19 protein-coding genes are annotated in these 15,834 nt (G+C 57.3%); 12 read left to right on the top strand and 7 right to left on the bottom strand.

All coding sequences use genetic code 11. The annotated features are described in order from the left end of the window. Positions 1 to 46: 46 nt before the first annotated feature. The 4 genes from ACAW74_RS05520 to ACAW74_RS05505 all read right to left on the bottom strand — a co-directional run bounded on the left by ACAW74_RS05520 (position 47) and on the right by ACAW74_RS05505 (position 3,471). Complete coding sequence (locus tag ACAW74_RS05520; protein ID WP_370697189.1) at positions 47 to 343, bottom strand: hypothetical protein; 297 nt, start codon at positions 341 to 343, stop codon at positions 47 to 49. Between the two features lie 148 nt (positions 344 to 491). Continuing rightward, positions 492 to 1,532: a glycosyltransferase gene (locus tag ACAW74_RS05515; RefSeq protein WP_370697188.1), complete on the bottom strand. Its 1,041-nt coding sequence runs from the start codon at positions 1,530 to 1,532 to the stop codon at positions 492 to 494. After that, complete coding sequence (locus ACAW74_RS05510) at positions 1,525 to 2,190, bottom strand: polysaccharide deacetylase family protein (protein ID WP_370697187.1); 666 nt, start codon at positions 2,188 to 2,190, stop codon at positions 1,525 to 1,527. The genes ACAW74_RS05515 and ACAW74_RS05510 overlap by 8 nt, the downstream gene beginning before the upstream one ends. 153 nt (positions 2,191 to 2,343) lie before the next feature. After that, positions 2,344 to 3,471 (bottom strand): glycosyltransferase, encoded by a 1,128-nt coding sequence (locus ACAW74_RS05505; protein WP_370697186.1) that lies wholly within the window; start codon positions 3,469 to 3,471, stop codon positions 2,344 to 2,346. 134 nt (positions 3,472 to 3,605) lie between these two features. Between ACAW74_RS05505 and ACAW74_RS05500 the strand changes: the two genes are divergently transcribed. Next, entirely contained in the window at positions 3,606 to 4,124 is a 519-nt protein-coding gene (locus ACAW74_RS05500; RefSeq protein ID WP_370697185.1) for a pyridoxamine 5'-phosphate oxidase family protein, read from the top strand. Positions 4,125 to 4,133: 9 nt separating this feature from the next. Here the strand turns inward: ACAW74_RS05500 and ACAW74_RS05495 are convergent, their stop codons facing one another. Beyond that, positions 4,134 to 4,604, bottom strand: coding sequence for a GAF domain-containing protein (locus tag ACAW74_RS05495; protein WP_370697184.1), 471 nt, complete (start codon positions 4,602 to 4,604; stop codon positions 4,134 to 4,136). A gap of 160 nt (positions 4,605 to 4,764) precedes the next feature. Between ACAW74_RS05495 and ACAW74_RS05490 the strand changes: the two genes are divergently transcribed. Together ACAW74_RS05490 and moaA are read left to right on the top strand one after the other, a co-directional pair. Further along, positions 4,765 to 5,223 carry a hypothetical protein gene (locus ACAW74_RS05490; protein ID WP_370697183.1) on the top strand — a complete coding sequence of 153 codons (459 nt, stop codon included), beginning with the start codon at positions 4,765 to 4,767 and terminating at the stop codon, positions 5,221 to 5,223. 87 nt (positions 5,224 to 5,310) lie between these two features. Further along, positions 5,311 to 6,291 (top strand): GTP 3',8-cyclase MoaA, encoded by a 981-nt coding sequence (gene moaA / locus ACAW74_RS05485; RefSeq protein WP_370697182.1) that lies wholly within the window; start codon positions 5,311 to 5,313, stop codon positions 6,289 to 6,291. A gap of 122 nt (positions 6,292 to 6,413) precedes the next feature. Here moaA and ACAW74_RS05480 read toward each other — a convergent pair whose 3' ends face one another. Next, on the bottom strand, positions 6,414 to 6,995 hold the full coding sequence (locus ACAW74_RS05480; protein WP_370697181.1) for a type 1 glutamine amidotransferase domain-containing protein: 582 nt from the start codon (positions 6,993 to 6,995) through the stop codon (positions 6,414 to 6,416). Positions 6,996 to 7,140: 145 nt separating this feature from the next. Then, positions 7,141 to 8,334, bottom strand: coding sequence for a Gfo/Idh/MocA family protein (locus ACAW74_RS05475; RefSeq protein WP_370697180.1), 1,194 nt, complete (start codon positions 8,332 to 8,334; stop codon positions 7,141 to 7,143). A 131-nt stretch (positions 8,335 to 8,465) separates the two neighbouring features. On the opposite strand from ACAW74_RS05475, the gene pnuC reads away from it, so the two are divergent. The 9 genes from pnuC (at position 8,466) to ACAW74_RS05430 (ending at position 15,823) form a co-directional block, all read left to right on the top strand. Continuing rightward, positions 8,466 to 9,122: a nicotinamide riboside transporter PnuC gene (gene pnuC, locus ACAW74_RS05470; protein ID WP_370697179.1), complete on the top strand. Its 657-nt coding sequence runs from the start codon at positions 8,466 to 8,468 to the stop codon at positions 9,120 to 9,122. Next, positions 9,119 to 9,586 carry an adenylyltransferase/cytidyltransferase family protein gene (locus ACAW74_RS05465; protein ID WP_370697178.1) on the top strand — a complete coding sequence of 156 codons (468 nt, stop codon included), beginning with the start codon at positions 9,119 to 9,121 and terminating at the stop codon, positions 9,584 to 9,586. Before pnuC ends, ACAW74_RS05465 begins: the two co-directional genes overlap by 4 nt. Positions 9,587 to 9,940: 354 nt before the next feature. After that, on the top strand, positions 9,941 to 10,537 hold the full coding sequence (locus ACAW74_RS05460) for a hypothetical protein (RefSeq protein ID WP_370697177.1): 597 nt from the start codon (positions 9,941 to 9,943) through the stop codon (positions 10,535 to 10,537). A gap of 139 nt (positions 10,538 to 10,676) precedes the next feature. Then, positions 10,677 to 11,675 (top strand): glycosyltransferase family 2 protein, encoded by a 999-nt coding sequence (locus ACAW74_RS05455; protein WP_370697176.1) that lies wholly within the window; start codon positions 10,677 to 10,679, stop codon positions 11,673 to 11,675. Positions 11,676 to 11,686: 11 nt separating this feature from the next. Next, entirely contained in the window at positions 11,687 to 12,448 is a 762-nt protein-coding gene (locus ACAW74_RS05450) for a DUF5672 family protein (protein WP_370697175.1), read from the top strand. 35 nt (positions 12,449 to 12,483) lie between these two features. Then, positions 12,484 to 13,467: a polyprenyl synthetase family protein gene (locus tag ACAW74_RS05445; RefSeq protein ID WP_370697174.1), complete on the top strand. Its 984-nt coding sequence runs from the start codon at positions 12,484 to 12,486 to the stop codon at positions 13,465 to 13,467. 1 nt (position 13,468) lies between these two features. Continuing rightward, the gene (locus tag ACAW74_RS05440) at positions 13,469 to 14,092 is read left to right on the top strand and encodes a rhomboid family intramembrane serine protease (protein WP_370697173.1); all 624 of its coding nucleotides are present in this window, start codon (positions 13,469 to 13,471) and stop codon (positions 14,090 to 14,092) included. 12 nt (positions 14,093 to 14,104) lie between these two features. After that, entirely contained in the window at positions 14,105 to 14,998 is an 894-nt protein-coding gene (locus tag ACAW74_RS05435) for a LytR/AlgR family response regulator transcription factor (RefSeq protein WP_370697172.1), read from the top strand. Positions 14,999 to 15,100: 102 nt separating this feature from the next. After that, on the top strand, positions 15,101 to 15,823 hold the full coding sequence (locus ACAW74_RS05430; protein WP_370697171.1) for a DUF2306 domain-containing protein: 723 nt from the start codon (positions 15,101 to 15,103) through the stop codon (positions 15,821 to 15,823). Positions 15,824 to 15,834 lie beyond the last annotated feature (11 nt).

Here is a 15,834-nt window from a genome sequence, read left to right as displayed (position 1 = left end):
TGGTTAAGGTTTAAAGTTTGATGCTGGAGGTAGGTGCGAGTTCTAGTTAGACGGCATGGCCCAGGAAGGCCAGCGCAAAAGAGCCAATAATAAAGAAGGCATTCAGGCACAAGACGCTAAACGATGTCAGCAAATATCTATCCCGGAAGAGGCCAGTCTGGCTAAGCCGTTTGGCAGCTACCACCAACAAGACTATTTCGAGCGCCAGAGCTGGTATCGTGACCAACTCCTGGATGGCTCCCAAAAGGGGATTGTTTAGTCTGATAAGGTAGCCATTGATGCATAAGAGGAAAAAGTAGCCGATCGTTAGCAGGCTCAGCAGACACAGGGCTTTGTTTGTCATGAGGTTAACTCCGTGATTGGTTGACGGATTTTACGCACCTTACTCGCCTCTGGACGTTACAAGCACAGGCTAGGCAGCTGTAATACTAACTTATTCCAAGACGACTTCGCTTATTCGGGGACGTTATTTGGAGCCGTAACCAAACCCATCAATACGCTCTCCCTTTCCAGCGCACGGGGATGGGGAGGAGGTAGTAGAGGAACGATAACGTACCCAGCCCGATCTGGCAGGGTTCGTACAGGAACACGTCGGGCCAGCGGTGGGGTTGGTGGGTACGTTGCAACGTCCAGAAGGCCACGCCTGTCTGAAACAGCCACTTCGCCAGATAGATAAACAGGGCGGTTTTCGGAGCGAACAGGGCAACGATCAGCAGGATGGGTACGAGTAGGTACTGAAACAGAACGCCGCTCAGCAGCGGGATCGGCAACGAAAAAGCGCCCTGCATCCAGCGTTTGCGCTGTTGCAGGTACGTACCCAGCGTGGGCGTCGGCAGGGTTTCGGCCAGCACGTCGGGGCGGAGGCGATGGGCGTGGCCGTAGCCGTTCGCCACCACCGCCTGAAAGAGCGTATAATCTTCCACCACTGAAAACGGGAGTCCGGCAAAGCCACCCACCGCCTCGTAGGCCTCCCGCCGTACAGCCATGTTGTTGCCCGATCCGGTGAGGGGCAGGCGCAGGTACGTTGCCAGTTGAATCAGGCCGAATGCCAGCAGCCAGTCGATGGCTTGAATCCGCGCCCAAAAGCTTGCTCCCTGCACCAGCGTGGTCCCCGTGACGATGCCTGTATTGGGGCCAAACTCAGCCAGCAGGCCCGTCAGCCAGGACGGCGGTACCCGCACGTCGGCATCGGTGATACACAGCACGTCGCCCCGCGCCTGTTGCGCCAGTTGTGCCAGCACGTTGGCCTTGCCATTGAGCCGGGGTGGGGCAACCGTCGGCTGGGACTGAATGTCGATCAGGTGAACATGTGGATTTTGGGCGACGAATCGCATGGCCACGAACGCCGTTTCGTCGGTCGATTGGTCATTGCCGATGAGCACTTCGTAGCTCTCGGTGGGATAGTCTAGGCGGGTCAGGGCCGTGAGGCAGTCGCCCAGCGTATCGGCCTCGTTGCGGGCCGCCACCAGTACCGATACAAACGGCGGCTCAAGTGAAGGCTGTGTCAATGGCTTCGGCAATGGCTCAGACATAAGCCGGTGGGCGGGTAATGGGTATATCGACCGGCAATGCCCTGAACTGGTAGCCCAACCGGGCAAATTCGTCCAGGTAGCGGGGCAGTACGTATTGCAGGTTCGGCCAGGCTTTGATGCTGTCGTGAAACACCACAATCGAGCCCGGTTCGGTATACTGAATGCTTTTTTGCAGCACCGTCTCTTTCGCCAGCGACCGATCGAAATCACCGGTAAGCACGTCCCACATCACCACCGTCAGCTCGGATCGGATACCCGCCGCCTGACTCTTCTTGATTTTGCCGTAAGGGGGCCGGAACAGGGGCGTCTGAATACCCAGCTGCCGCTGGCATTTGCGAATGTTGGCCCAGTACACCTCATCGTGCGTTTTCCAGCCGTTGAGGTGGTTAAACGTATGATTGCCAATCAGATGGCCCGCCTCGATGACTTTGTAGAACACATCGCGGTGCTTACCCACGTTGTCGCCAATGCAGAAAAACGTAGCCTGCGCGGCATACTGTTCCAGCTGATCGAGCACAAACTCCGTTACGCCCGGAATGGGACCGTCGTCGAACGTCAGGTAGAGCGTCGGTTCGTCGGGGTTCGCTTCGAGTCGCCACCAGAAATCGGGGTAGACCGTGCGGAACAGGAAGTTTGATTTATGCAGGAACAGGGACATGGGGAAGGGGTAATGTATAATGAATAATGCACGATGTACAATGTACGATGCGGTCCGCCGGGGGCGCCTAGCCGCTGCGGTACAATGCATAATGGCTGGAAGCTAACGGCGGCGACTGGTCATTGTGCATCGTGCATTATTCATTATACATTACTACCGTAACCTCCGGCCTTTCCAGATAACGCCGGGTTGCTGGGCGGCGATGCCGAAAAAGACGACGTAAAACGGGTAAATCAACTGCGTGGCGGGTATCCACCACAGGGCAAAGCGTTTTCGCAAAAACAGCAACACCGACCCCAGAAAAAACCACTCCGGGACGATCTTTAGCAAGATAATCGCCAGCGCTGTACCCGCCGGAACAAGCCCCAGCTCCCAACCGGCTGCCACCAACAGCGGCGTGAGATTACACAAAAAAACAAATACCGCCAGCAGGGTCGGGAAGAGCGAACTGTAGGTGCGCCACTTGCCCGCCCATCGTTTGCGCTGCCGGTAGAAGGCCGTGAGCGACCCATGCGCCGCCGTTTCGACGATGGCGTTCGGGTCTTTCAGAAACCGTACGCCACCGGGGTACTGCGCCGAAATCTTGTGCATCAGCAACTCATCGTCGCCCGAAGCCACCTGATCGATGCCCGCGAAACCACCTACATCCCGAAAAACGGCTTTCTGGTAGCAAAGGTTAGCGCCGTTGCACATGGTAGGTCGGGCGTGGGCCATCGTAGCGGCCCCGGCCCCGATGAGCGAGGCAAACTCCACCGTTTGTAGAGAGCCAAAAACGGAGCGATCGGTTGTAAACGTAACGGGCCCGCTCACCAGTCTGGCCCCGCTACGGGCCTGAAAACGGGCCATCGTTTCGAGCCACCGCGGCCCCACCCGACAGTCGCCGTCGGTCGTAACGATGAACGTACCGGTGGCTCGCTCTATGCTTTGGGCAATGGCCCGTTTTTTAGGCGAGGCCACGGTTGGGTCGTCGGCGAGTGCCAGCACCGTAAGCCGGTAAGGAGCTGTTTGGGAAAACGTTTGGGCCAGCGTGGCGGTGGTATCGGTGGAGGCATCGTCGGCGACGATCACCTCGAAGTGTGGGTACGTTTGCTGGCTCAGGTCGGCTAGCAGAGCGGGCAGGTTGTCGGCTTCGTTGCGTACCGGAATCACCACCGTCAGCGATGGGAGCGAGGTCGAATCAGTTGGTGCGACTGTTGGCGTCGGCAACCACTGCCACCCCCACCAGAGCCACAACGTACCTAGCGCATAAGCCCCGGCAAGCGCCCAAAGAAACCAGATCATGGGGTAAAGGTAAGCAGGTACGAAAAAGAAGAACGCAGAGCAGTTGCGTCAGCCGGTTCTTTTCCCGTTCAATAGGTCGGGGTCGCGGTCGTTGTCTCTCTAGTGTTGCAGTAGAGTACTAACAGGACAAAACCATGCAGGCACAGGCAGCTCCCCGATTGAATGCCCACGAACTGGACACCCTTCGGGAAAAAATCAAAGACATCCGGATTACAATGATGACCACGCAGGAGCCCGACGGTGATTTTCACACGCGCCCCATGTCGACCCACGAGATGGATCCCGACGGCACGCTGTGGTTTTTCGCCTACGACGACAGCAACAAGGTCCGGGAGATCGGGCAGAACAGCCGGGTAGCGCTTGGCTACGCCGACCCCGGTCCCGAAACGTACGTGTCGCTGTCGGGCCGGGCCGACGTCACGAAAGACAAAGCGAAGATCAACGAACTGTGGAGCGACGTGCTGAAAACGTGGTTTCCGAATGGCAAAGACGACCCCCGCATCTGCCTGATCAAGGTAAACGCCCACGCGGGTGAATACTGGGACCGTCCCGGCGGTAAGATGATGACCCTCTTCGAAATGGCCAAAGGCGCACTGACGGGGCAACCCGATTCGTCGGGACGGAATGAAAAACTAGGCGACGAGCCGAGGTAATCGACTCCCCTAGGCCAACGCGCGGCTCATGGCGTCGCCAATCTGTTCCAACGCGGCTATCTCTTCGGCGGGGAAGTCGTAGGGGACGGGTTTGGCGATGCCGAGGGTGCCGTACAGCGTGCCGTCGAGCAGCAGGGGCAGAGCAATGGAGCCTTCCACCTTGGTATCACGGGCAGCGGGCCGGGCCACACCCGACTCGTCGGTTTGCAGGTTGCAGAGTTGGACGGCCTCACGGCGTTCGGCGGCAATACCGGCCATGCCTTTCCCAATCGGAATCTGGCTGATTTTAGGTAACAAAAACTCGGGCATCCCGGCATAGGCTACCAGCGTGAGCAGGCCCGTTTCGGTATCGAGGCGATGGATCGTGCCGGTCGTGCAGTCGAATGCCTGGAGAACTTGGTTGAGTGTCGCTGTCCAGTCGGGGGTGGTGCCCGTGGTGTTCAGGGCGTCGAGTATGGGCTGAATGTTCGTGGTTGTCATCAGGTACGTTGGCTCAGCAGTTGGGCGAGCGTCTGGCTAGTTATGTAGCCGGTAAAGGTACGAATGGCCGTCTAACTACCGGTCCAATCGGGGTGGGCGACGCAACCGGGAGCTGCCGTTTTTCGTATAGGCGGCTAAACAGACAAAACCCCGTACGACCATGAAAACCCGCCTTCTTGCCGCGTCGCTACTGCTGACCATGGCCTTTGTTTCGTGCAAAAAAAGCGACGACGCCACCCCTGCCACCACAACGACAACCGCCGATGATGTGAAGCCAGTACTGACGACAGGTACGTGGACAGTAAGCCTGTATCGGCAACGGACTGAAGTGAAAACGTCAGATTATTCCGGTATTACGTTCACGTTTTCGGCAGATGGTACGCTGACGGCTACCGAAAAAGGGAAGACCATCCGGGGCACGTGGACCTCGACACCCGGCGGCGTGACCTATTACGGCGCGGCCCCATCGGTCGCCACGCTGACCATCAGCTTGGGCAAAGACAAACCCTACGACCGCATCAGCCAGAGCTGGAACGTCAACACCGCCACCGTGGCCAGCAACGTCAAACTGGATTATAAAGAGCCCGCCGACGACGAACACCTCGAATTTGTACGCTGACGGCCCGCAAAATGGGTTCTGGAGGCAGTTGTAAATGAGTTATCTTGCATCAGCAACATTCCGGCGCTTGCTGCTGTTGTTTCGCTGATGCTCTTCGATAATCACAATCGCCCAATCACGTACCTGCGGCTGGCCGTCACCGACCGTTGCAACCTACGCTGTTTCTATTGCATGCCCGAGTCGGGAATTAAGTACCTGCCTAAACACCAGGTGCTGACCTACGAGGAGATGGAGCGAATCGTGGCGGTGTTGGCCCGGATGGGCGTATCGAAGGTGCGGCTGACGGGCGGCGAACCGTTTGTACGGGCAGGACTGATGCCGTTTATGGAGCGCCTTGCCGCCACGCCCGGCCTCAGCGAACTGCACATGACCACCAACGGCGTGCTGACGGCCCCGCACGTGGCCGAGATGGCCCGGCTGGGTATGAAATCGGTAAACCTGAGCCTCGACAGCCTCGACCGGACGCGCTTCCACGAGATTACCCGCCGCGACGAATTGCCGGCCGTGCTGGGTACGTTGGATAAGCTACTGGACCACAATATCCAGGTAAAAATCAACGCCGTGGTGATGGATGGTAAAAACATCGACGACCTGTACCCACTGGCCGAACTGGCCCGTACGCAGCCGATCGACATTCGGTTTATCGAAGAAATGCCGTTCAATGGAGAGGGTAACCACTACGCCAAACTCACCTGGACCCATCAGCGCATCTTGCAAGAGCTGCGCTCATTTTACCCGGATCTACAGGCGTTACCCGCCGAGCCTCACGCCACGGCTGCCGTGTATCAGGCACCGGGCCACGTGGGTACGTTGGGTGTCATTGCCGCCTACACGCGTACGTTCTGCGGCTCCTGCAACCGCATCCGGCTGACGGCGCAGGGTACGCTCAAGACCTGCCTCTACGACAATGGCGTGCTCGACGTGCGGGCTCTGCTCCGTAATGGCGCTACCGACGCTGACCTGACGGCGGCTTTCCTGAAAGCCTTTGCGCACCGCCCCAAGAACGGCTTCGAAGCCGAAGCCAATCGCCCCGAAGTGAGTGAATCCATGGCCACGATTGGGGGGTAAGGAGAAATGAATGAACAATGTATGATGAACAATGTACAATGGCTGGCGCAGGCTCGCTCGTCGACACCGGTGTGCCTTCTGACCTCATTGTACATTGTTCATCATACATTATGCATTCATTCCTAACTCGCTTCACCTACCCCTGCGCGTTTGCCTTCTTTGAGCACATTGATGAACGCCTGGTTGAAAGCCGGGATGTCGTTGGGGTTACGGCTGGTGATGAGGTTGCCGTCCATCACCACTTCACGGTCGACCCAATTGGCACCGGCGTTGCGCAGGTCGGTCTGGATGCTGGGGAACGAGGTCAGTTCTTTGTCGCGCACCACGTCGGCTTCAATCAGCATGATAGGCGCGTGACAGATAGCTGCTACGGGCTTTCTTGTCTCGAAGAAGTGCTGCACAAATTTCACCGCTTTGGGTTCCTGCCGCAGGTGATCGGGGTTGATGACGCCACCGGGGAGCAGCAGCGCGTCGTATTGAGCCGGGTCGACACCGTCGAGGGGCAGGTCCGTCGGGAAGGTGTCGCCCCATTCGGTTTCATCCCAGCCTTTTACTTCGCCTTGTTTGGGCGAAATCAGGTGTGTCTGAAAGCCCGCAGCCTCCAGTGCTTTGCGGGGTTCGGTCATTTCGACCTGCTCGAACCCATCGGTGAGCAGGATAGCGATTTTCTTTTCAACGGTACCGTCGTCTTGTCGATTTTCCATGATGTTGAGTGGTTATACAGATGGAGCTGGTGTTGACTGGCTCCATCTGTATAACTAACGAACCCACCATAGGGTTGGCGTCGCTTCGGCCGAACCCGACGAATGACAAACGTATTGACGAGCGACTGGAATTCAACAGGCCGGGTTACGCAATCTCCCGTTCGATGATCTGGCCGGTGTTTTTTTCTTTCAGAATGAGCTTCTTCTTGCCGTAGTGGGTCATTTCCTCTTTGATCAGGTAATGGTCGGCGTCGTACTCGACTAGGTTGCTGGCCTGTTCTACGCCTTCCTGCCCGCGCCAGACGGGTAGCTGCACCGGCTCCCACTGCTTCGTCTCCGCCGATTTATAGGCCGCATCCAGAATGGCGTTGACTACGTACCCATCATAGAAGGTTTCGGCCGGGTCGCGGCCTTCCTCGCAGGCGCTGAACATGTCGGTAAACATGTGGTTGTAGCCCAGATCGTTTACCTCATCGCCAACCGGGAAGAGCCAACCCGCGTTGCTTTCGGCCTTCTCGGCCACATAATCGCCCGCTTTGCCGGTGGTGAACATCTCGAAGCCCGTACGCAGAAAATTGTTGATCCAGATGGTGCCTTCGGTGCCCATCACCTCGTCGCGCAGGTCCATGCCGCCCCGGAAGGTCCAGCTCACTTCAAACTGACCGATGGCCCCGTTTTCGTACTTCACCAGCGCAATGGCGTGGTCTTCGGCGTCGATGGGCTTCACCTGCGTGGCGGCCCAGCACATCACCTCCACGGGCCGGATGTCTTTGCCGATGAAATTGCGGGCGATCTCCACGCAGTGGCAGCCCAGATCGAGCATGCAGCCGCCGCCGGCCTGCTCTTTGTCCCAGAACCAGTTGGAGTGGGGGCCGGGGTGGGTCTCGCGGGATTTGGCCCACAGAATGCGCCCCAGCGAGCCGCTTTTCACCGTGTCGAGGGCTTTGAGGAACTTGGGCGAATAGCAAAGGTCTTCCAGGTAGCCGCCAAAAATGCCCGCATCTTCCACCAGTTGCATCATGTGGCGGGCTTCGTCGGCGGTGCGGCCCAGGGGTTTGGTGCAGACGACGTTCTTTTTGTGTTTGGCGCAGAGTGCCACGGCCGGGGCGTGGAGGTTGTTGGGCAGGGCAATGCAGACCATGGTCACGTCGGGGTGGGCGATGACGGCCTCCATGTCGATGGACCAGATGGTACAGCCGTAGTCGGTGGCAAATTTCCGGGCGGTTTCTTCGCGGCGGGCATAAATGGCCACTACCTTGTCGCGGCTGCGCTGTCCCTGTAACGATTCGGCATAGAAGCGGCCGATGAAGCCGCCGCCAAGCATAGCAATTTGTTGCATACTGTATGGAGTTTGACGTTTGATGTCTGATGTTTGGCGTTTAATGGCTACCGTAGGGAAGGCGTATGTCCGACAGGGGCGCGAATCAACGTCAAACGGTAGACATCAAACGTCAAACCTAACCAGTTCTAATGCCTGCTTTCTTCGACATCGAGACCATCTTCTTTACCCTGTGGGGGTACCCCATGAGCTACCTCGAGTTTTTCGGCGTGGTCATTGGCGGTGTGGCCGTCTGGCTATCGGCGCAGGCTCATGTGTGGAGCTGGCCGGTGGGGGCGGTGAGTGTGGCCCTGTTCTTCTTTCTGTTTTATCAGATTCAGTTGTACCCCGACATGGGCCTACAGGTGTTTTTCTTCGTGACGAACATCCAGGGATGGTGGCGTTGGACGCACCCCAAACCGGGCGAAGAAAACCGACAGGACGAATTGCGCGTGACCCGAATGCCACCCCGGCAGGCGCTGACCTGGGTGCTGCTGGGCCTGCTGGGTACGTTGGTGCTGGGTACGTTCGCCCAAAACCTGCACACGCTGCTGCCGGTGGTATTCAGCCAGCCGAGTGCCTTCCCTTATATCGACTCGTTCACGACGGTGATGAGCGTGGTGGCTACGTATATGATGGTGCAGAAACGGGTCGAATGCTGGTATGTCTGGCTGGTGGTCGACATCATTCTGACCTACGTGTATTTTGCCAAGGGTGTTAAACTGGTGGCCGCCGAATACGTGATTTTCTGCGGTATTGCCGTGCAGGGCGCTTGTTTGTGGACGAAAGAATACCGACTGCACCAATGACGACGGGTCTGGTTTTTGGCAAGTTCATGCCGGTACACAAGGGGCATCTGGCCCTGATCGACTTTGCCCGGCAGCAGTGCGACCACCTGATTGTGTCGATGAGCTACACGCCCGACGACCCCATTCCGCCTGAATGGCGGTTTGAGTGGCTGAAAAGCCTGCTGGGTACATACCCAACGATCGAACTGGCCTGCGAAGCCGATGATTTTCACGACCCGACGCTTCCGCTCTGGGAAGCCACCAAAGCGTGGGCGGCCTTTATCAAACGTCGCTTCCCGGCAGTGACGGTCTTTTTTGCCTCCGAAGCCTACGGCGAACCGTTGGCCTACCATAGCGGGCTGCGTTTTGTGGCCTTTGACCCCGCCCGGCAGCAGGTGCCTATTTCGGCTACCCAGATTCGGGCCGATCCGGCGGCTTTCCGGGAGCACATACCGGCCATCGTGCAGCCTTATTTCGGCCTGTGAAGCGTAAGAGCAAACTCAATTTTTAACAGGATGTTGATCTGTTTATTCTTGGGCGTTTCAGTAGGTAACCGGTTGGCTGACAGGAAAGATTGATTACCTTGTAAACACGAACGAAATCTCTTTTTTGCCGTAAACAAAAACGGGTAGATAAGGCGCTGGCTCGACTAAACCTCACCGTCGCTATTGCCCCTCTTGTCAGGTCATGGCCAGCTGGGTTTCTGGCTCGGCGACGCCAATTTTGAGCGCCATAAAATGAGGTTGGCTGTTGCCCTGATCATGTCGTTATAAAAGAGAATAGTTGGTTACACTAGTTTCTGAGATGCTTACGTTTCTTTTCCGAAAACCGATCTCCGTATGAAGCACATCTGCCTGCTGATTTGCTGTTTACTGGTTGTGGCGACGGCCTACGCACAAGGGCCTTATCTGCGGTCTAAAAACGTAGTTCAACTTGGACCCGACTATTTGGGCATTGATCCGGCCAACGGCTTGAAATACCGCTATGCCTTCGAGTATCGGCGCTATGTGGCCCGCGATCGGGTCAGTATTGGGGCTACGGTCGGTTTTATGGGGAGTCAGCGCCAGACGATACTGGTGCCCGATCTGGTGAGCGTGGGCGAGAACTCCCGCCGTCGGACAACCGTCGATCTGACAGCCACCTACAATTTTCTGCATGCCATCCATCATAGCTTTCGGGTGGGCGTGGGCCCTTCCTTCTGGTATAGCCGCGACGACCTGTTCGACAAGGTGGATCCTTATCCCATTCCCGGTGGCACCGAGCCACTGGTTAAGCGGCGGCATTCGGAGGGCTGGAATGTCGGTGGGCACGGTCTGATCGAATATACCTACGCGCTCGCCCTCAATACGCAGGTGAGCCTGCACACGGGCGCTGCCTACGTGGGGCCATCTGGTTTGGCGCCGCTCTTTGGCCTCCGGGCCGGCTATCGGTTCTAGTAGGGGCATACCTGTGCAGCCAATGATGACCAACGACAATGACCCAATGGTTTGGGTTAGTGTTGGGATGGTACGTACCTTTGCGGCACAGGTATGCCCCTGATTGGAGCGTGGCAGCCGTTTTTTGATCGATTGTCGCTTGAGTACACCCGCCCACACGCTATCGGTAGCCTTATGTACGTATAATGGTACACGCTACCTGCCCGAACAGTTAGCCAGCATTCTCGCCCAGACGCGCCTGCCGGATGAACTGGTGCTGGTCGACGATTGCTCGACAGACGATACCGTTGCTTACCTGCAACACTGGGCGGCCTCGGCACCTTTTCCCGTACACATTTACCCAAACGAGCAAAACCTAGGCTCGACCAAAAGCTTCGAGCGGGCCGTGACACATTGCACGGGCGACATCGTTGTGCTGTCGGATCAGGATGATGCCTGGCGGGCTGATCGTCTCCAGAAAACAGCCGATTGGTTTGCGGCCCACCCCGACATGGACGCCGTGTTTTCGGACGCCGACCTGATCGACGACGATTCGCGGCCAACGGGGCATCGTATCTGGGAAGTGGTGCAGTTTACGTCCGAAGCCCAGCAGCAGTGGCAGGATGGCAAGGGCTACGAACTGCTGTTCAGTGGGTACGTGGTTACGGGTGCGACGATGGCCGTTCGTCGGGCGGCGTTGGCGTCGCTGTTGCCTTTCCCAACGCATGTACAATACCTGATTCACGATGCCTGGATGTCGTTGGTACTGGCCTTGAAAGGCCGCATCGGCTTCATCAGTGAGCCGCTGATTCAGTACCGGCAGCACAGCAGCCAACAGGTTGGGTTTAAGCCCGCCCGCGCCAAAGTGACGCTGGCCGATCGCCTGCGCCGCGACCGGGCCGAACGGATGGAACCCATTCTGAAACTGGCTGACCGGTACCAAAAATTATATGAGTTGCTTCGCGCCCGCACCGACATTGATTCGCAACGGCTGGCGCGGCTGGCGCAGATGGCCGACCACCTGAAGCAGCGGGTGCAACTGCCCGTTTTTCGGGTGTTTCGCTGGCCGGCGGTACTTGCCGAGGCCGCACGGGGGCGCTACCAGTTATTTCCGGGGCATTGGTGGAAAACTGTCCTGGGCGATTTGCTTGAACCCTAGTTGACTCACCGTTGGATACCGCTCAGCCACTTTCTGTTATTGTTGTCGTTCCGGCTTACAAGGCTACCCTCTCGCCCTACGAGCGGATTTCGTTGCAGCAATCCGTAACGATGCTGGGCCATTACCCGCTGACCGTCATCAAACCTGAAGGGCTTGATCTGTCGGGCTGGCTTGTCGACTTCCCTACTTTACAGTTCGATTCGTTTGCTGATCGCTATTTCACCAGCGTTGCAGGGTACAACGAACTGCTTTGTTCTGAACTGTTTTACGAGCGTTTTCTGGCCTACGACTACATGCTCATCTGCCAGCTCGACGCGTTTATCCTGCGCGATACCCTGGCCGATTGGTGTCGCCGTGGGTATGATTACGTGGGTGCGCCGCAGTTTGCCGATGTTCGGCCGGTGCGCGATGAGCCCGAAACCATTCGTACCCGCGTATCGAAGGTGTTTCAGCGGCCGTTGCTCAACGGTGGGCTGTCGTTGCGCCGGGTACGTACCTGTCTGCGGCTGTTGCAGGTCTACCACCGGTTTCACAAACGATGGCCGGGTAACGAAGACGGCTTTTTTTCGCTGCACTACCCGCGCCTGATCCCGTACCGTCACCTGATTCGGTCGCCCAAAGCAGGTGAGGCGCTGCATTTTGCCATCGAACTGGAGCCGAAGCGCAGCCTGGTCATCAACGGCGGCGAACTGCCGCTGGGCTGCCACGCCTGGGACAAATACGATCTGGATTTCTGGCGGCCGATCCTGCGGCAATTTGGTCATGAGGTGTAGCGGCCTTAGCTTTAGCCCCGAACAACACCCATTGCATGAATCCCATAGAGTTAGCGGACGCTTTACAACGCCAATTCGAGCTTACCAACTACGGCCAGCAACCGGCCGAGCTATACGATCCTATTCGGTATATCATGAATCTTGGCGGCAAGCGACTGCGCCCGCTGATGACTCTCATGACCACCGCCCTGTTTACCGACAACTGGCAGCAGGCCCTCAAGCCCGCCGTTGCCGTGGAGGTCTTCCATAATTTTACGCTGCTGCACGACGACATTATGGACAAGGCCCCCCTGCGCCGGGGGCAGCCTACGGTTCACGAAAAATGGAACGCCAATATTGCCATTCTGTCGGGCGATGTGATGCTCGTGCGGGCCTTCGAGCAACTGCTCGATGTAAACCCGGCTCAGCTGCGCACCGTACTGAAGCGTTTCAGCCAGACGGCCGCCGAAGTCTGCGAAGGACAGCAGATGGACATGAATTTTGAAACCCGCGACACGCTGACCAACGCCGTCTCAGAGGTGGAATACATCGAAATGATCCGGCTGAAAACGTCGGTGCTGCTGGGCTTTGCCATGGAACTTGGCGGGCTCATCGCCGGCGCCGATGCTGATAGTACGCAACATTTATATGAAGCGGGCGTAAACATTGGTATTGGTTTTCAGCTTAAAGATGATCTACTCGATGTGTATGGCGACCCGGTCAAATTTGGTAAACAGGTAGGGGGCGACATCATCGCCAACAAAAAAACCTTCATGCTGATCGAAGCCCTCGAACGGGCCGAAGGCGAAACACGTACCCAACTGCTCGACTGGCTGGCCCGCGACTCGTTTGACAAAGCCGAAAAAGTGGCCGCCGTTACGCAGATCTACGACCAACTGGGCATTCGGCAACTGGCTGAACAGCGGGTGGCCGAGTACGTCAACAAAGGGTTTACCAACCTGGAACAGGTCGAAGCCGACCCCGCCCGAAAAGCCATTCTCCTTGATTTTGCCCACCAGTTAGTCGAACGCGAATCCTGATATGTCTATCACCCTCCTCCTCATTCTCGTAACAGTCGGCATCAGTCTGGCGGCCTGGAACAACCCCGGCCTCATGGATCGCTGGATCATGAACCCATATGCAGTGGCGCATCAGGGCCAGTATTACCGGCTCATCACGTCGGGATTTCTGCATGCCGACCTGAGCCACCTGCTGTTCAACATGCTCAGCTTTTACTTTTTTGGAGGAAACGTCGAAGCGATATTCAACCAACTTTTTCCGGGTATCGGGGGCATCGTGCTGGTGGTATTTTACCTGATCGCTATCGTGATCTCCGATATCCCGACGCTGATCAAGCACAAAGACAACAGCCGCTACAATTCGCTGGGGGCTTCGGGCGGGGTGTCGGCTATTATTTTCGCCACTATCCTGGTCTTCCCGCTGACGGGTATTTACTTCTTCTTCATTCCCGTGCCGATCCCCGGTTTCATTTTCGCGATTCTGTATCTGGGGTATTCGTACTATGCGGCGCGGCAGGGTAGTTCGGGAATCAACCACGACGCGCACTTATATGGCGCGCTGTTTGGTATCCTGTTCATGGCCGTGGTTTTTCCGCAGGCTATTCCCAGCTTTTTTGAACAGGTAGGTAGTTGGCGGCCGTTTTAAACCAACGGATGAGTGAATAAGCTGGTCGCATTCTTACGGCAGCCCTATCCCAGTCACGAGTCGACGGGGCAGATACTGGGGCGAAGTCTGCTGATTGGGGCCTTTGTCGGGTTGTTTCTGCTGCTGTTTCAGCCGTTCGGTATCAACGAATGGCAACTGCCTTACAAGTCCCTCAAAGTGTTGGGCTTCGGGCTGGTTACGTTCGGCGTATTGCTGATCGACTCCGTGTTGCTGCCGCGCCTGTTTCCCCGGCAGTTTAGCGAGACCAACTGGACGGTTGGCCGCGAGATCACCTACATTCTGACGCACATTCTGCTCATCACGGTAGCTAACCGGTTCTATCTGGGCTGGCTGACCGGTCATTCGCTGGCGGGCGGCTGGGGTTGGGTGCTGGGCATGACCTTCCTGATCGGCATATTCCCAGCGGTAGGCGTTGTGCTCACTAACTACATCATTCAACTCCGGCGTTATTCCCGCGACGCCACGGCCCTGTCGGAAGAACTGGAGACACAGCCCGCCCATCCGCAGCCTGCCACGCCAGTAACGTTGCTAACCCTGCTGGCCGACAACGGGAAAGATGCCCTCACCCTGCCACCCGACGACCTGCTGGCCATCGAGTCGAGCGATAACTACTGCACGGTTTATTATCAGAAGCAGGCGCAACTCGCTAAAGAACTCATGCGAAGCAGCCTCAGCCGGCTGGAAGCTCAACTCGACGAACAGCTCCCCGCCGATCAACGGCCGTTTGCGCGCTGCCACCGTTCCTACGTGGTCAACCTCGACTGTGTGGCGCGGGTGTCGGGCAATGCGCAGGGCTACAAACTGCATCTGGCGCAGGGGGCGCTGGTAGTACCGGTAGCCCGCAAATACAACGACACCCTGATTCGGCGGCTTCATGCTGGCTGAACGGCTTTACCAAACGCCCCAAACGTTGCCAAACGCCCCATCGGGCTGGTGCCGAGTCGCTTGAGCCACTACGTTTGTTCAACGCAAACGCACAAGCTGCTCATGAAAACGCTGATTACTTCACTCACGGTTACCCATGTTCTGGCCGGTATTATTGCCCTGCTCGTAGGGATCATACCGATGGTCGTTCAGAAAGGAAACCGACTTCACAACCGCGCCGGGCTGGTGTATGTCTGGTGCATGATCGTGGTGGCCGTAACGGCAATACTCCTTTGTACGCTGCAACCCTTCAGGATGATGCGCCTGTTTTTGTCGGGCATTGCCATACTCAGCTTTTATTTCTGCATGTCGGGCTGGCGGGCCACCAAACAAAAGAAAGGGCAGACCACGCTGTTTGACCGGGGGCTGGTATATACAGCGCTGGGGTGCGGGCTGGCGATGGCGCTCTTCGGGACGTACCTGCTTGTGTTGAACGGCTTTCAGTTTCTGCCCATTGTCTTCACCTTTTTCGGCCTGTTGCTGACCCGCTTCGGCGTGCAGGACGTACAACAGATGCGGCAACCAACCGAGAAAATGCACTGGTTCTTTCAGCACTTTACGCGCATGGGCGCCTCATATATTGCCACATTTACGGCCGCGGCGGTCACCAACCAACGCCTGCTGACGCCCGCCGATGCGCCCGAATGGGTGGCTACCGCCGTCTGGATAGCGCCGTCGATACTGGGGGGGATGATGATCGGGCGGACAGTGGCCTATTACAAACGGAAGTTTGCGCCCACCGTCGGCGCGGATAAAGGCCTTCGGGTAGCCCAACAACCCGATTAATTACTAATTTG

It is taken from the genome of Fibrella musci (assembly GCF_041321105.1).
GTDB classification, from domain to species: domain Bacteria; phylum Bacteroidota; class Bacteroidia; order Cytophagales; family Spirosomataceae; genus Fibrella; species Fibrella musci.
Note: the sequence above shows the minus strand (reverse complement) of the source record. Positions and strands in the feature narration are given on the sequence as shown.

Excerpts from the sequence above, each read along its gene's own strand:
- ACAW74_RS05430 (WP_370697171.1), top strand. The coding sequence starts at position 15,101 with ATGAAAACGCTGATTACTTCACTCACGGTTACCCATGTTCTGGCCGGT.
- ACAW74_RS05465 (WP_370697178.1), top strand. The coding sequence starts at position 9,119 with ATGACGACGGGTCTGGTTTTTGGCAAGTTCATGCCGGTACACAAGGGG.
- ACAW74_RS05440 (WP_370697173.1), top strand. The coding sequence starts at position 13,469 with ATGTCTATCACCCTCCTCCTCATTCTCGTAACAGTCGGCATCAGTCTG.
- ACAW74_RS05495 (WP_370697184.1), bottom strand. The coding sequence starts at position 4,604 with ATGACAACCACGAACATTCAGCCCATACTCGACGCCCTGAACACCACG.
- ACAW74_RS05490 (WP_370697183.1), top strand. The coding sequence starts at position 4,765 with ATGAAAACCCGCCTTCTTGCCGCGTCGCTACTGCTGACCATGGCCTTT.
- pnuC (WP_370697179.1), top strand. The coding sequence starts at position 8,466 with ATGCCTGCTTTCTTCGACATCGAGACCATCTTCTTTACCCTGTGGGGG.
- ACAW74_RS05500 (WP_370697185.1), top strand. The coding sequence starts at position 3,606 with ATGCAGGCACAGGCAGCTCCCCGATTGAATGCCCACGAACTGGACACC.
- ACAW74_RS05520 (WP_370697189.1), bottom strand. The coding sequence starts at position 343 with ATGACAAACAAAGCCCTGTGTCTGCTGAGCCTGCTAACGATCGGCTAC.
- ACAW74_RS05475 (WP_370697180.1), bottom strand. The coding sequence starts at position 8,334 with ATGCAACAAATTGCTATGCTTGGCGGCGGCTTCATCGGCCGCTTCTAT.
- ACAW74_RS05460 (WP_370697177.1), top strand. The coding sequence starts at position 9,941 with ATGAAGCACATCTGCCTGCTGATTTGCTGTTTACTGGTTGTGGCGACG.
- ACAW74_RS05510 (WP_370697187.1), bottom strand. The coding sequence starts at position 2,190 with ATGTCCCTGTTCCTGCATAAATCAAACTTCCTGTTCCGCACGGTCTAC.
- moaA (WP_370697182.1), top strand. The coding sequence starts at position 5,311 with ATGCTCTTCGATAATCACAATCGCCCAATCACGTACCTGCGGCTGGCC.
- ACAW74_RS05505 (WP_370697186.1), bottom strand. The coding sequence starts at position 3,471 with ATGATCTGGTTTCTTTGGGCGCTTGCCGGGGCTTATGCGCTAGGTACG.
- ACAW74_RS05480 (WP_370697181.1), bottom strand. The coding sequence starts at position 6,995 with ATGGAAAATCGACAAGACGACGGTACCGTTGAAAAGAAAATCGCTATC.
- ACAW74_RS05515 (WP_370697188.1), bottom strand. The coding sequence starts at position 1,532 with ATGTCTGAGCCATTGCCGAAGCCATTGACACAGCCTTCACTTGAGCCG.
- ACAW74_RS05445 (WP_370697174.1), top strand. The coding sequence starts at position 12,484 with ATGAATCCCATAGAGTTAGCGGACGCTTTACAACGCCAATTCGAGCTT.